The organism is bacterium (assembly GCA_036504735.1).
GTDB lineage: Bacteria > Electryoneota > RPQS01 > RPQS01 > RPQS01 > DASXUQ01.
Window position 1 is genome coordinate 83,685 of sequence record DASXUQ010000008.1, and the last position, 15,407, is coordinate 99,091.

The 15,407-nt window shown below is 58.5% G+C and carries 11 protein-coding genes; 5 read left to right on the plus strand and 6 right to left on the minus strand.

Features of this window, described 5'->3' with window-relative positions:
* Nucleotides 1–37 precede the first annotated feature (37 nt).
* Both VGL38_06440 and VGL38_06445 read left to right on the plus strand, forming a co-directional pair.
* Nucleotides 38–1,267, plus strand: coding sequence for a restriction endonuclease (locus tag VGL38_06440; GenBank protein HEY3295056.1), 1,230 nt, complete (start codon nt 38–40; stop codon nt 1,265–1,267).
* A 42-nt stretch (nt 1,268–1,309) separates the two neighbouring features.
* Nucleotides 1,310–2,119: a purine-nucleoside phosphorylase gene (locus VGL38_06445; protein ID HEY3295057.1), complete on the plus strand. Its 810-nt coding sequence runs from the start codon at nt 1,310–1,312 to the stop codon at nt 2,117–2,119.
* Nucleotides 2,120–2,217: 98 nt separating this feature from the next.
* Here VGL38_06445 and VGL38_06450 read toward each other — a convergent pair whose 3' ends face one another.
* The 3 genes from VGL38_06450 to VGL38_06460 all read right to left on the minus strand — a co-directional run bounded on the left by VGL38_06450 (nt 2,218) and on the right by VGL38_06460 (nt 4,362).
* On the minus strand, nt 2,218–3,156 hold the full coding sequence (locus VGL38_06450) for a c-type cytochrome (protein ID HEY3295058.1): 939 nt from the start codon (nt 3,154–3,156) through the stop codon (nt 2,218–2,220).
* A 75-nt stretch (nt 3,157–3,231) separates the two neighbouring features.
* Complete coding sequence (locus VGL38_06455; protein ID HEY3295059.1) at nt 3,232–3,579, minus strand: hypothetical protein; 348 nt, start codon at nt 3,577–3,579, stop codon at nt 3,232–3,234.
* A gap of 9 nt (nt 3,580–3,588) precedes the next feature.
* A complete protein-coding gene (locus VGL38_06460; GenBank protein ID HEY3295060.1) occupies nt 3,589–4,362 on the minus strand; it encodes a hypothetical protein in 774 nt (257 codons plus the stop codon).
* A 295-nt stretch (nt 4,363–4,657) separates the two neighbouring features.
* Here VGL38_06460 and VGL38_06465 point away from each other — a divergent pair, with 295 nt between their 5' ends.
* On the plus strand, nt 4,658–5,257 hold the full coding sequence (locus VGL38_06465) for a hypothetical protein (protein ID HEY3295061.1): 600 nt from the start codon (nt 4,658–4,660) through the stop codon (nt 5,255–5,257).
* Between the two features lie 135 nt (nt 5,258–5,392).
* On the opposite strand, the gene VGL38_06470 is transcribed toward VGL38_06465, so the two are convergent.
* Both VGL38_06470 and VGL38_06475 read right to left on the minus strand, forming a co-directional pair.
* Nucleotides 5,393–6,769, minus strand: coding sequence for a T9SS type A sorting domain-containing protein (locus VGL38_06470; GenBank protein ID HEY3295062.1), 1,377 nt, complete (start codon nt 6,767–6,769; stop codon nt 5,393–5,395).
* Between the two features lie 365 nt (nt 6,770–7,134).
* Entirely contained in the window at nt 7,135–8,514 is a 1,380-nt protein-coding gene (locus VGL38_06475; GenBank protein HEY3295063.1) for a T9SS type A sorting domain-containing protein, read from the minus strand.
* A 352-nt stretch (nt 8,515–8,866) separates the two neighbouring features.
* Here VGL38_06475 and VGL38_06480 point away from each other — a divergent pair, with 352 nt between their 5' ends.
* Together VGL38_06480 and VGL38_06485 are read left to right on the plus strand one after the other, a co-directional pair.
* A complete protein-coding gene (locus tag VGL38_06480; protein ID HEY3295064.1) occupies nt 8,867–12,334 on the plus strand; it encodes a tetratricopeptide repeat protein in 3,468 nt (1,155 codons plus the stop codon).
* Between the two features lie 7 nt (nt 12,335–12,341).
* Nucleotides 12,342–14,045, plus strand: a complete 1,704-nt coding sequence (locus VGL38_06485; protein ID HEY3295065.1) for an ATP-binding protein — start codon at nt 12,342–12,344, stop codon at nt 14,043–14,045.
* Between the two features lie 150 nt (nt 14,046–14,195).
* Here the strand turns inward: VGL38_06485 and VGL38_06490 are convergent, their stop codons facing one another.
* Entirely contained in the window at nt 14,196–15,242 is a 1,047-nt protein-coding gene (locus VGL38_06490) for a PHB depolymerase family esterase (GenBank protein HEY3295066.1), read from the minus strand.
* Nucleotides 15,243–15,407: the final 165 nt, after the last annotated feature.

Consider the following 15,407-nt stretch of genomic DNA (forward strand, 5'->3'; position numbering starts at 1 on the left):
TAGGCAGACCAAATGTGGGATCGAAAAAGGAGCGGAGATGCCTGAAAACTTGGTGATACCCACACAGATCCCTTGGCAAAATGTCAAAGGAAAGGATCTCGAAGAGCTACTGTTCTGGCTATTTGACTCGATGGGGGCAAAGGACTTGGTATGGCGAATTGGCGGAGAAGGATCGGGAGCGGCAGACCAAGGTAGAGACCTCGAGTTCTCTTTCTACACTTCGACTCCCGACGGAGATTTGGCGAAACAGATATGGTGGGCGGAGGCGAAGGGAAGCTCGTCAACCATACAGCCAGAGAAGGTGCAGCGGGCGGTATTGAATGCGTCGGGGAAATCGCACGTAGACATTTTGGTCATCGCGACAAACACCGTGTTTTCCAACCCCACGCGCAACTGGGTGTCAGAGTGGCAAAATAGTCATCCAAGGCCAATCGTCAAATTGTGGGAGAAGGTGGACCTGGAGAAGCTATGCAGCAGGCATCCTTCAGCGGTGCTTCGAGTCTGTCCCAAAGCGCTAAGTCCTCAGGGTCAACTCCAATTTGTGACAACCAGATACCTGGACTACGCTATTTTAGCTGAGGCTCCAATTCTCGAAAGACTGTGGGACGTGAGAGAAGACCTGGAACTCTCGCAGGCGTCATTGCTTGCCCTCATTGCATCCGAAACTCGCAACGGGGATCTTAGCCGAAGGTCTTGGGGAGCTTTCATCAGCAAGCCCATGCTTGCAGAAGCGCTTTCTAGCGCACTCTTGAATTTTGTCTTTGTAGTGACACGTACACGAGCGGCAGATAAAGTTGAAACACCTCTTTTGAAAGCCGTCGCATACCTTGTACTACTTTGCGTTCACAGAATTGGTGTCCACGACACCCATAAGATCATGGATAACGCTTGGAAGAGACTTAGAGATGCTGATCATATAGACTTGGCGAAGTCAGTCGTTCTCGAGTCGGTATTCAAGTTGCTGCGCAATGAGTTGCTCGATGCATGTGCACGTGACTGCCGTAAGGTGCTTCTCAGTAACAACGTGACGCTAAGCGAATATGAAGTGAACCACTACTGGAGTCGTCTGCGAATGAGCGACACATTGTCAGAAGACGACAAGGGTGCATTGGTTATCCAAGTGTGCGATCTACCGTGCAAGATAGGGCTTGCTGTCAAGGACTGTCCGCTGTGCGATCAAAATGGCGTGAAGGACCATCTGGAGTCAGGTTTGACAATTGTGCATGACCTTATTACTCGACGTAGCGGCTCAGACAAGGGCAATTGATTGAACGATCCGGCACGTGCAATTCAAACGGAAGATAGCAACATGTGCAACACATTGGATTCAATAGCATGCAGAATTGATTCCCCAGTAGACGTCGCCATTATCCTTGGTTCGGGATTGGGGGCGTTTGCGGAGACGTTTGAGGATGCGACGGCGGTCAGCACGGGCGAGTTGCCGGGGTATCCGGTGTCGACGGTGCCGGGGCATGCGGGGAAGATTGTCACGGGACGGGTGGGAAAGCTGCGCGTGCTGGCCTTTCAGGGGAGAATTCACCAGTATGAGGGCTATGCGCCGTCGGAAGTGGTGATTCCTGTGCGGCTGGCGCACCGGCTGGGCGCGAAAATATTGATTGTCACCAATGCATCGGGGGCGATGACCAGGCGGTTCTCGCCGGGGGATCTGCTGCTGATTGACGACCACATCAATTTGCAATTCCGCAATCCGCTGCGCGGACCACGCATGACGGGAGATCTGCGCTTTCCCGATATGGCGAATGCCTATGACCGCGAGTTATGCGATCTGGCGGAGCGCGTGGCCCTTGAACAACGGATTCCGCTGCAACGCGGGGTGCTGGCGGGAATGCTGGGACCGACCTACGAGACTCCGGCGGAAACGAGGATGCTGGCAGGGATTGGCGCGGATGCCGGCTGCATGTCCACCGTGCCGGAGGTGATCTGCGCGGCGGGGCTGGGGCTGCGGGTGCTGGGGATCTCCTGCGTGACCAATTGGGCCGCGGGAATCAATGATGCACCGCTGGACCATGAAGACGTGCAGCGTGTGGCGGCGGAAGCCAGTGAACGGTTTGCGGCGCTGCTTAGGGGAGTGCTGGGGGAAATAGGAAATAGGAAATAGGAAATAGGAAAGGAAGACTCGAGACCGGAGACTTGAGATTTGAAATCAGAAAATTGAGTCAACGGCAGGGTCCGGTTTCCTATTTCACATTTCCTATTTCATTTGGCGGCCCACTGGTTGGTGGCGTAGGCGGCGGGGGGGACGGCTTGCAGATAGTTCCAGATGGCGCGCAGCTCGTCGTCGGTCATGGTGCCTGCCGTGCGCCAGGGCATGATAGGGCTCACGCTATCGCCGCCGGGGCGCAAGCCAGTGCGCAGGAGCTTGAAGAAATCGGCTTCAGTGTAATGGGCGAGCACGCCGCCTCTGGTGATGTTGGCCGCGGGTGCCCAATCGGGCGGGGCGGTGAAGATGGGACCGCCGGAAAGATTCGCGCGGTGACAGCCGATGCAGGACACCCGCGCCAGATATTCTCCATAGGCAGCAGTGGTGTCGGGTTTGGGCTTGGTGGGAGGCGGCGCCGTCTCATCGACGACCGGCGCCGCCATCAGATCCAGTTTGCCCTGAGCCATCAGCATGTTGCCGATGGGACCCAGTTTGCGCTCGGGCCACTCCTTGTCCACCGGAGGCACACTGCTGACATAAGCCCACAGCGCGGCGACATCCTCATCGCAGATGTAACGGTAGTGATAGGCCGGCATCACCCACAGCGAGGTGCCATCATGCCGGATGCCATGCCGCAGGCCACGCTCGAAAGCGGCGATGTCATAGCCTTGGGGTAAGCCTCCCTTGCCGCGAGTGATATTGGGTGGATACAGCCTTCCAAAGGCGGGGTCATCCACCAGTTTTGTTCCCTCAAAGTGTGCGCCGTGACACTCCGTGCATCCGGCGATAGCCGTCGCCAGATGCTGTCCCCGCGCCCATGTGGTGCTGTCCGATGGCACATAGAGCGGACGCGACGCCGATACCGCAACCTGCTTACTTACGACACGGTGTGACCTGTAGTACACTCCGGCAACGGCCGCCACAACCCCAATTACGATCACGCCGAGCCCGATACCCGTCCACTTCAAAACTCTTTTGATAATGTTTCCAGCCATACATAGATCCTTTCCGATATGGTTATACATAAAATAAAGGCCGACTCAGTGAGTCGGCCTTCTTACGAATGATGATCAGCCCTTGGGCTTGGGATTCTCGCCGCTTTGCTGCTTTTGGATTTCGGTGACCAGCCACTTGACGGTGGCCAGCGTATCCTTGGAATGGCCCTTTACGACACCGCGAACGCGTGCCTGCGAGTCAATGATGTAATAGCTGGGCAGGCCTTTGACTCCGCCGAGCTGTTTCTCAAAGTCGGGGCTGCTCCAGACAAAAGTGAGCGCCCACGCTTTGCCTTTGGCATCTTTGCCGTTGATAATCTTTACCGCTTGCGGTTTTTCGCCGCCGCGATGGAAGGCGAATACCTGAAAGTTAAGCTGCTTGTCCTTCTGGGCCTGATTCATTTCCGGCAGCGACCGCTGCACACAGGTCCCTCAGGTGAAGGCCCAGTATTCGACCACGGTATTCTTGCCGAGCAGATCTGCCGTGGTGAGATGACCCTTGCCGTTGGCGCGGGGCAGGTCCATCGTGAGCGGCGTGGCCGGAAAGGCGGTCTGTGCCAGATCGAAATAGGCTTTGCCGTCCCGGAGCTGCGCGTAGGCGGTGAGCCGCTGATCGCGAGCGGTGGCGCTGGAGGGATCGGAAACGGCGGCGGCTTCAAAGGCCTGGCGCGCATCCTGCCACTTTTCCTGCTCCTCGGCAACGTAGCCCATGTAGATATAGGCTTCCGGGCGGGAAGGATCGACGGCGATGGCATCGGCAATGTGTCCGGTCAGGGCCGCGTAGTTGACGTTTTCCTTATTCCACTCGGCATCGGCGGCCAGCATGTGCCCCCAGTAACTCTTGGGGTCTTTGGCCAGAATCCATGCCGCTTCGCGCGCGGTGATCACACTGTCGCCGGCCAGATACCCATAGAGATAATGAGCGGAGATCGCATCGCTCTTTTCCGCCCGGGCTTTGAAGAAGGCCACCGGATCGGGCATGAGCTTGGTGATCACATCCTGCGCCATGCGGGCTGCAGGTACGTCCTCAGGATGCGCATTCAGAGCATCCTCCGCGATTTTCAGTTTGGCCGAGTCGGACGGCGCATGCTCGAGGGCAGCCGAGAGTGTTGTTTCGGCGGCGGACTTGGCAACAGGCACGGGGCTGTAAGCCCACGCCATGGAGGCAACCGCACAGAACAGGGCTGCCACGAAAAGGAATCTCATCACACCTCCACTATAGATGGATCTCAATATAGACAGAAAACCTTAGATAATCCAGTGAAGTTCCGCAGAGGAGGAAATATCCCCCAATTGCGGTGGTTTTGAACGAGGGTATTTGAGCCACGTGGGCGAAGGACGGACGGGTAAGTGCTATTATTCACGGTCCAATTGCGTGTATGTTTTGAAAAAACAGCGTAACAAAAGATGGGTTGGTAGCCCTACTATAGTCGGCATACTGCTTGCTCATTGACAAGAAGAGCAATTAGAAAACAATAATCCAATTTATACGAGGCGACTTATGAAGACTTTCAACCGATCCCTTGCCGCGATAGCCCTGGTGCTGCTATCGCTGGTTCTAATAACAGGATGTAACCGGCTCGACACGCCCACCTCCTCCCAGCCGACCACCGAAGATGGTATGGGGCTGTGGAATCCGGGAGCAGACGACCATGTTGTTCCGGGAGATCAGATTCCGATGTATCGCCCCGGATTTCTGGAGCGCGAGTGGGGCATGGCAGTCAATCCGCTGAACATACCGAATGCCACAGCGCACATTGGCCCGGAAGGCGGGATCATTCGTCTTGGGCGGCACAGCCTGACCATCCCGGCGGGCGCGGTCGACGCGGACATTACCTTTAAAATCTCGGGGGCCTCACTGACGGCGATTGCCTCCGATTGCGCCCCCAGCGGCCTTGTGTTCGCGATCCCCGCGACCCTGACGCTGTCCTACGCCGGGACCCAGTATGAAGATGCAGCGAATCCCGATCTAAGCATTTTCTACGCCCTGCCCGATGGCACCTATGAAGAGTACCCGAGCACGGTGGATCCGGTCAACAAGACGGTCAGCGCACCTTTGAATCACTTCAGCCGGTACATCCTGAGCGGCATGATGCTGTAAGCGGAGGGTCTCCAGTCAGATTATGCGCAAGCGCCCGCGAGTTCGCGGGCGCTTGGCGTTCTGCACATCCCCAAGAGAAAGCGGGACCTGGCGAGCCCCGCTTTGTCACGGATTAGACCGACGTAAGGAGACCAATTACTTCAGCAGCATCATCTTCTTCGTCGCAGAATAGACGTTGCCAATCTTGATGGTATAGAAGTAGAGACCCGAGGTCAAAGTGGTCGCATCGAAATTGGCGATATTAACGCCCGCCGCGCGCTCGCCGTTAACGAGGGTTGCTACTTCCTGTCCCGTAATGTTGAAAATCTTCAGCGTGACGAAGTTTTTCTCCACGAGATCATAGCGGATGCTGGTCGTGGGGTTGAACGGATTCGGATAGTTCTGCCGCAACGAGTATTCGGTCACGAGCGCATGTTCGGCGCTGGGCGTTACCGCCTGCGTGGCCACTGTCTGGCTGCTGCCGTCGGCGTTGATCACCACGAGGTTATACGTGTAGCTGGTGCCGTTCAGCGCGCTCTCGTCCACATAGGAGTACTCGTGGCCGGTGGGCGAATTGGTCGCGTCGCGGAAGCCGATCAGCTTGCCATTCCGCACAATCTCAAACCGTGAAATGCTGTTTTCCGACCGCGTCGTCCAAGCGACGTTCACCGCGTTGTCGCCGGGTGTAATCGCCACGTTGCCCATTTCAACAGGCAAGACGAAGTCGAGATCCACAGTGACACAGCCGGGCACGCCGTTAGGGCCGAGGGAAATCGTGTTGCAGTAGTAGTTGTTATTGTTCTGCTGCGTAAACTGCCACATGGTGGTGTCGAAGACCCAGCCAGCGGCCGGCATGCAGGTGTCATTCAGACAACCGGCAAAGATGCGGACGACGGGGAAGCGGCTGGCATTGGGAATCGGGCCGACACAAATCGTCGTTATGCTATCCATGCAGAGGTGAGCGCAGGTGTCCTGATCCTGATTGCCTACCGGCGGATTGGGCGTAAAGCTGATATGCCGGGTCGGAGTGCATTCCACCGGAGTTCCCACGACTTCGCAGGTCCAATTGACAAGGCGGACATCCTGCGGCCCGACGGCAACGGTGAAGACGCTGCTGGTCCACTTGATCGTGGGGTGGTTGGCCGGATAGTTAATCACGAGGTAATACCGCGCAGGGCTGGGGGTGATACCTGAACTGGTCAGACAGGGATCGGTCAGGAACATGCCCGCGCCGATGCCTTGGGCCACACCGTTGATCGGGCTCTGGTTCATGTTCAGCGTTCCCGGAGGGCCGGACGGGCAGTCGGGCGGCTGATCACACACCGTGCCGGGCTGGTCCGAAGCGTCCGGGCCGTTGCTGTTGGCGTCATAGTAGACCGTCATCATCGTGCCTTCGGGCAGGGGAGTGCTGCCGCCGCACGTGGTGGTCAGCGTCAGGGAATCATCGTAGATACAGGCCACGAAATTCTGCGCAGAGGCGAAAGCCGTCAGTGCCAGCAAGGCAAACACAACGGATAGGAATTTGCGATTCATAATGCGTGCTCCTTTAAAGTGAGTGTGTCCTCAGGAATTTTTCGAATAGATAAAACAGATCTCGTCACAGGGGATTCCGCGCTCTTCAAGATAGTAACTGCCATAGCGTACCGCAAGTGAATTCCCCGGCTAACGCAACGAGCCTGCACGGAATCATAGTCAGTATACGGAGAGTACTGTGAGTCTGTGCGACCAATCGGCAGCGCGACGCGCGGTACTCCTTCCTGATCGCATTGAAGGCGCAGCCGCGGCGAAACGACAGAATGCATATTTGTGCGAGAGGCAACAGGGGACACGGCGGAATAGACGCGGGGCTCCAGTGGAGCCCCGCGCTGTCCGTCACCGCAATCGATTGAAGCGCGGCCTCACTTCAACAGGAGCATCTTGCGGGTAGCGCTGAAATCATGTCCGATCTTGACCGTGTAGAAGTAAAGACCGGAGGGATAATTTGCGGCATCGAATTCGACGGTATGACGACCGGCGTTCATCGCGCTGTTGTTCAGCAATGTCTGCACCACCTGACCGTTCACGTTGTAGATTGTCAGGGTGACCGCGTTGTTGTCCTTCAGGTCATAGACAATCTGCGTGGTGGGGTTAAACGGATTCGGATAGTTCTGGTGCAGGGCATAGTCGGTAATCAGCGCATGGTCCGTACCCGGAGACACGGCTTGGGTGGCTACCGTTGTCTGGCTGCCGTCAGTGTTGACGATCACCAATTGATAGGTATAGGTGGTGCCGTTCAACGCCGTGCGGTCCACATAGGAATATTCATGTCCGGTCGGTGAGTTGTTGGCGTCGGCGGATGTGAGCCGCTGCCCGTCACGCAGGATGTCGAACCGCGTGAATTCCGATTCGGAGAGAGTATTCCATTTCAAGCTGACCGCGTTGTCGAGGGGAACGATGGAGACCGTGCCCATTGTGACGGGCAGGATGAAGTCGAAGTCCACGCGGGCACAGCCGGCTGTGCCATTGGGGCCCAGCGAGATCGTGTTGCAGTAGAAGTTCTGCCCGTTGATGTTCTGATACTGCCATGCGGTGGTGTCAAACACGAAGCCCGACGCCGGCGTGCAGGTGTCATTCAGACAGCCGGGATAGATACTGAAGGTGGGACGCATCGCCGGGCTGGTCAAGGGGCCGACGCAGACGTTCAGCACGCTATCCGGACAGAGGTGGGCGCAGGTATCCTGCTCTTGATACCCTACTCCATGCGGCGCAAAGGTCACCCGGCCTGTCGGGGTGCATGCCGGTGGAGTGCTGAGAGTCTGGCAGGTCCAATGGACAAGGCGAACATCCTGCGGCCCGACGGCAACGGTAAAGACTTCACTGGTCCACTTGATCGTGGGGTTGTTGGCCGGATAGTTAATCACGAGGTAATAGCGCGCAGGGCTGGGGGTGATACCGGAACTGGTCAGGCAGGGATCGGTCAGGAACATGCCCGCGCCGATGCCCTGGGCCACACCGTTGATCGGGCTCTGGTTCATGTTCAGCGTTCCCGGAGGGCCGGACGGGCAGTCGGGCGGCTGATCACACACCGTGCCGGGATGGTCGGTACTATCGGGGCCGTTGCTGTTGGCGTCATAGTAGACCGTCATCATCGTGCCTTCGGGCAGGGGAGTGCTGCCGCCGCACGTGGTGGTCAGCGTCAGCGAATCATCGTAGATACAGGCAACAAAATTCTGGGCAGATGCAAAAGCCGTCAGTGCCAGTATGGCTAAGGCAACCATCCATAGTTTTTTGGACAGCATACGTTTCTCCTTCACACTAATCACATCATAACTGAATGTTACACAACTTCATAATCACCACTTTTGAAGACACATCGCTGCCCAAAGATAGACGCACGACGAACGTTTTGCAAGATCCTTGTCGACTCTTCGAGTCAAATTCAGCGGTGTGTATAGTCACTATAGGTGGGTAATTGTGCGTGTGTTGGATCAGTCGCGGTCCAATAAGAGGTGCAGAACAAGATGGATCTTTCTGCTGGCGCTAAAGTCATCAGCTAAAAGTCCCCGAGTGTTCAGTGATTTGCCTCTCAAGAGCCAGTGCTATTCTGACGATATAACGAGAGACTGACCCAGCTTCAGCATATGAGGTGTAATGGCTTCCGCCGACCTGTTTGCATCGCGCTATAACATCCTCCGGAGAATCGGCTCCGGCGGCATGGGAGAGGTATGTCTCGTGGAGGATACTCTTAGAGACAACAAAATCATGGCTCTGAAGACCATGAAGAATCCCGGGGATGAAGCGGCCGCAGAGGGATTTCGCGCGGAATTCCGCAATGTGCATGGCGTGGTGCATCCGAATATTCCGGAGGTTTTCGACTTTGGAGTGTTGCCGCCTCCCAACCGGCAGCTCTTCTTTACCTGCGAATTTGTGGACGGCAAGCCTCTTGATACACTGGCCCAGACCTGGTCGCCCGCGCAGCTCCATGTGATCCTCGTTCGTCTGTGCCGGGCTTTGTCTTTTCTGCACAGCCGCGGGCTGCTGCACCGCGACATCAAGGCGCAGAATATTCTGGGCAGGCTTGAAGCAGACGGGCAGATTGCGCTGCTGAAGCTGGTGGACTTCGGTCTGGCGGCGATGCGCGGACAGGGCACGGAAGCGGCGGGGACCATCGAATATATGGCGCCGGAAATTATCGGCGGCAACGAAGCGACGGTGGCCTCGGATATTTATGCGGCGGGGATGCTGCTCTACCAGCTTGCCTGCGGACGCTTGCCGTTTGATAACGACGATCCGCTGGCGGCAGCGAAAGTGCGCTGTACAGCCGAAGCGCCCTCACCACTGCGGTTTCGTCCCGATTTGCCGGTGGGGCTTTCGGACGTGATCAGCGCACTGATCCGCATCAAACCCGAGGAGCGCCCGGCATCGGCGCGGCGGGTGATCGCGCTGCTGAACGAACGCGAGGGCACGGATTTCCCCTTTGAAACTCCGGAGAGCCGCACCGCCTATATCCGTTCCGCGTCGGTGGTCAGCAACAGCGAGGCGCGGGCGGTTCTGCAATGGCAATGCACGGAGCTGACCAAAGGCGGCGTACCGCCGGCGGTGCTGATTCACGCGGCGACAGGCTTGGGCCGCAGCCGGCTGGTGCGAGATTTTGTCTCCGAACTGACCCTGCAGGGCATTCGCTCCCGGCTGGTCAACAGTGACGCGGATCTGGTGGCGGACGATTTGCCGCAGGTGCTGGCGATTCCCAACGCCGACGCGATGGCCCAGGGAAAGCTGGCCATGCTGCTGGGTGCGGCGCGGGAGAGTGGGACGTGGTGCATCGTGGGCATGACGCGGGAAGACGCGGAACTGACGGCGCTGCTGGGTCCGTATGCGTCGATTACGCTGCGTCCGCTGGACCGGGAAGGCGTGCAGGATTTTGTGAACGCGACGTTCCCGGAGAACACGTTCCCCGCGGAGTTCGCAGAGAATCTTTACAGCCGGTCCCTCGGATTTCCCGTGGCGATTCAGCGAATGCTCGATGGGCTGCTCGAATCGGAGCAGTTGCAGATCGGTCTGTCGGGCTGGGAACTGATGGTTGCGGGCCACTGGAATTTCCCCGTGGATCCGAGCGTGGCGCGGCACATTGCCACCGCTTACGCGACGCTGTCTGAAGCGGCGCAGTGGTTGATGTGCGGTCTGACGTGTTCGCGGACGCCCCTGCCCGAGAGTGTGCTGGCGGCTTTTATGGCGTGCAGCACTGAAGATCCGCAGGCGCTCTCCGCAGCGTTGAGCGCTGTCGAGCACCTGGGATGGATTCAATCGGGTGCGGAGGGCTGGAGCCTGCGGTTTACGGCGCTGGCCGATCACCTCGACGAATCTTTCAGCGCCGCACGGCGTTGCTCGATTCACGAGGCGCTGACTCTCGGATGGTCCAGCGAGGAGCTGGCGGAGCATCCGCACCGCAAACGCGAACTGCTGTACCACGATTTCTATGCGGGCACTTGGAAGACACCGGCGGCGGAGGCCGAGGCCACGTTGCGCGACGCGCTGGAAAACGATGATGTGCGCTGGGTGCGACGGCTGATTGAAGGCTGTCTGGATCATCATCCGCCGGCGGATCTGTGGGCCGTGATGCTTGATGCGCTGGTGCAGGTGGAATATGTCGAAGGCAATGTGGAAGCATCTTCGGCGCGGCTGGGGCTCCTGCTGGACAACGGCAAGGCGCTGGTCAGCGAAGAGAACCTCGAAAAGATGGCGCGCTACGGAATGTTCGAGGAGAAGCTGGGACGCGTGGAACGCTCGCAGCAGATCCTTGAGCGCTGTCTCGAGGTGCTGCCTGCCGGGCATGATTCCCGCGCGGGAATGATCTTCGGCACGTTGGCCTGGATTGCCTTCAAGGGCGGCGAGGCGGAGAAGGCGCGCCGGCTGGCGGAAGAGGGACTGGTGCGGATTCCGCCGCAGTCCGCCGATTCGGGCCAGGCGCTGCTGCTGAACACCGTGGCGACGCTGGCGTTTTACCGCGGGGATAACGAGTCGGCGGCCCTGTTCTGGAAGCGGTGCCTTGAAGTCAACGAGGCGATTCATGACCGCAAGGGCATCGCCAACATGTACAACAATCTGGGCGTGCTGGCGGCGCAGAGCGGCGACCGGCTGCGGTCGCGTTCGCTATGGCAGAAGTGCGGCGAACTCTCGCGGGAGATCAATGACCTGCACCGCCTCGCGGGCATCAACAACAATCTGGGCATCGACTCTCTGGAAACGGGGCAGCTTCCCGAAGCCGAAGAATATTATCTGAAATCACTGGCGCTGTTCCGCCGCATGAAAAGCCCGCGCGAGCAGGTGGAGATCCTCAGCAATTTAGGAGAGCTGGCCTACTACCGCGCCGACTATTCGCGCGCCCAATCGTATTTGCAGGAAGCGGTGAGCCTGGCGGAAACGCTGAATGACCATGAAGCCGAAGTGGAACCGCTGGTCTATCTGGGCAAGCTGATGCTGGCGCTCGAGCAGCTCGACAAGGCCGAGACGGCTCTGGAACGCGCGCGCCAGTTTGCCGGTGAAGTGGAGGCGAAGAAGGGCGAAGGGCAGGCATGGGAAGGGTTAGCGGTGCTGCATTCCCGGCGCGGCGAAATGGAACAGGCCGAGCAGGCGCTGGAGCATGCTCATGCGGTGCTTTCGGAAGACATCGACCCGCTGGCTGTACTGCATCTGTACCTGACCGAATGCGCGATTGCCGCCGAGCGCAATAATGGATCAGCCGTGCAGGCATCGCTGGGCGAGGCGCGGAAGATTGCGGACATCAAGTGGGACCCGTTTACAGCGGCCCGGACGCTGGTGTATGGTCTTCTTTTTGCAGGAGAGAGCGTGGATGTCAGAGAGAGGCCGCGTGTGCTCAGGCAACTATCTGTTTATCCTGAGTTTTTGTGGAGGCTTCACTGGGCAACCGCTCGCCGGTTGACATCCGAAGGCGCGGCACGAAAGGCCCTCGATGAATACGGGCGGGGCGTATCGGTGTTGAAGGCGGTGGCGTCGCGACTGCCCGAGGACAGCCGTAATCTGTTCTTGAATTCGCCGCAGATTTCGCAGTTCAAGGCGGAAGCGGTTAGCATACGGAATACACTTAAGGGAAACGGATAGGCTGCACGTGTCGGATGATTTTTTCGACGATCTGGATGACATCACGTCCGGCGCAGAACCCGAGGGAACTCAGGAGGGCGCGGGCGGCGAAGAGCTGGGCCTGACCAAACTGGCTTCGCTGGTGGAGGATCTCAACCGGGATCTGTCTACCTCCACGATACTTGACCGCGCCATGAGCGCCGCCATTGAATTGACCGGGGCAGAGCGCGGGTTTCTGGTGCTCGTGAACGAACGGGGCGAGTGGAGTTTCGAGGTGGCGCGCAACATGGAGAGCGGGGAGATCGCCAATGCGGAGAAGGCGGCCTCGCATACCGTGCTCCGCCGCGTGCTGGAAGGCCATGAGCCGATCCTGATCAACGACGTGGTGGGAGCGTCGGATCTGACGCAGCAGCAATCTATCGCCAAAATGCAGGTGCGCTCCGTGATGGGCGCGCCGCTGGTGGCCAAGGGCAAACTGCTCGGCGCCGCCTATGTGGACACCTCGCGCCTGGCCGGCGTGTTCGACCAGGCCAGCCTGGTGCTGTTCGAAAGTTTTGTGCAGCTCGCCGCAGTGGCGCTGGAAAACGCGCGGCTGATCGAAGCGGAGCAGGCCTCTAAAGCGCGTTACCGTGATTTGCAGGAATATCTGAATACGGTGCTCAGCAGCCAGCCACACGGGATTATCATTCTCGATGACGCGATGCACATCGAGTACGCCAACCCGCAGGCGTCGGCCCTGATGGGATGCAGCCACTTAGCGCCGGGGACGCAGATCGGCGCCTGCGGCAGCCTGTCCGAAGAGACGATGCTCTCGATGCTGGCGGATATGCACGCGTTCATGGAGGAAGATGAGGTCTGTCATACCGTCTTCGAACAGTGCGGCCGCACGCTGACCTATTCATTCTTTCACGTGTTTCGCGCGCTGGAAAGCGGCGTGCGCATCGGCGTAATCCTTGAAGACATTACCGCGCGCAAGCAACTGGAACGGAAACTGGTGGAATCGGAGAAGCGTTCGACCATCAACCAGCTCGCCAGCGGCATCGCGCATGAGATCAACAACAGCCTGCAGCCGGTGAAAGGGCGGGTGGAACTGCTGGGCATGCGGCTGAAGCGCGCCAACGTGTCGCTGGAAGGCGGGATCGACAAGGATCTGGAAACCATCGCCGCCCTCTCGGGCCGGATTGAGAAGATTGCCAAGAACCTGCGCCACCTGACCAAGCCGGCCAAATCGGAGTTTGAGCCGGTGGACCTGTCGAGGCTCGTGCGATCGACCGTGGAACTCATGGACAGCACCACGGGCAAGCTCAAGAATTTCTCGCCCGATCCGGGATCGATCTACCGCCTCGAACTGTCGCTCGATGATACCTGTCCGCGGGTGATGGGCGACGCGCACGGCCTGGAGAGCGCGATCATCAACATGCTTTTGAATTCCTCCTATGCGATTCTGGACAGGGAAGACGGGGGCACCCTGACGCTGAGTACCCAGTGGGTAGACGGCAAGGTGCAACTGGTGGTGGAGGACACGGGGGGCGGCATTCCGCCGGAAATTCTGCCGCACATTTTTGAACCGTATTTCACCACGCGTCCGGAGTCGGGCGGCACAGGGCTGGGGATGTGCATTTTGCAGAACATTGCGGAAATCCACAACGCCAAGCTGGATCTGCACTCGGAGTGGGGCGTCGGCACCAGAGTTACACTGACCTTTCCCGCGATCAAAGAGACCAGGGGCTGAAAGCCCCGGCAGGAGCAGATCGCGGCCGGAAGCGTTAAGTAAGCAGCAAGGGCACTCGAAAGAGTGCCCTTGTGTTGTCGGGGAACAATAGGAGATAGGAAATGTGAAATAGGAAATAGGAAACCAGAGCAAGACGATTTTTCCTATTTCCTATTTTGCTTTGAGCCAATCGGCGATTTTGGCGCAGACGGCGGAATCGAAGGCATGACCGGTGCCGAGCTGAGTGAAGGTGACATTCAGGCCGGACTGTTTCAGCATGTTGGACGCGTACACGCCCTCCATGTAAGCCACAGCGGGGTCGTCCTCGGCATGAGTGATCAGCACGCGGACCTTCTGCGTCTTTTCGGCGGCAAGTTGCTTATCGGAAATTGCACCCTTGATGATATAGCCGCCATGCGCGGCATAGCCGGCGATACGTTCGGGATAGCGCGCGGCGGTGATGTGTGCCAGCGCCGCTCCCTGGCTGAATCCGGCCAGCCACACGCGTTTGTCCGCAATGGGATAGCGCGTCATGACGTCATCTGCCACGTGCATCACCCAGCTTGCGGCCTGTGCAATGGAGGCCGTGTCTTCCCGGTAATTCTCCAGTTCCCGCAAAAAGCAGTAGCTTTTGCCGTCCGAATCCAGCGCGGTATAGGGGCCTTGGGGGACAGCATAGATGAAATCTTCGGTGTTGATCATCTGTGCGGCTTTGGCAAACTCCTGCGGACTCTGGCCGTAGCCGTGGAGCAGAATCAGAAGCTCGTACTTGCGGTTGGGGTCATAGGAATCGGGGAGCACCACCACGTACTCGCCAAGCCGCTCCTGCGCACAGGAATGCACAATATACCCTCCGCTGCGGGAGGAGGCATTGCCTGCGATCTGCTCGAGGACACTTTGGAAATCCTTGCGGGTGCGCAGACTCTCCAGATCGGGATCCTCGGATGTATGGCCAGCGTCACTCCACCCTGCGGCGGCAGCCCGTTGCAGCGCTGCGAGGGCCTCATCGGGATGCTTGGCGAGGGCATAACAGCAGGCGAGGTTGTAAAGCGAGGTGGCATCGGTCGGATCGGCCTCGGTCCATTTTCGGTAGAACTCCGTGGCTTTAGCGATGTCGCCGCGTTTGATGGCGTCTTCGGCGATCTGCTTGTAGCTTTGGGGCGCGGCAAAGGCGGCCAAGGAGAACAGAAGCGCGCTCAGGAGCAGGAAGTGTTTCATAGGGATGAGATGTAAAAAAGGGATACGCTCGCGTATCCCTTTTGTGTGGCGAAAAGTGTGCCGGAAATATGGGGGCGGGCGGGCTCGGGCAGACGGGCACGGCATGCCGTGCCCCTACGGCAGATTCCTATCCTCTTTAGATTGTGCTGGCAGACCCCCATCCCC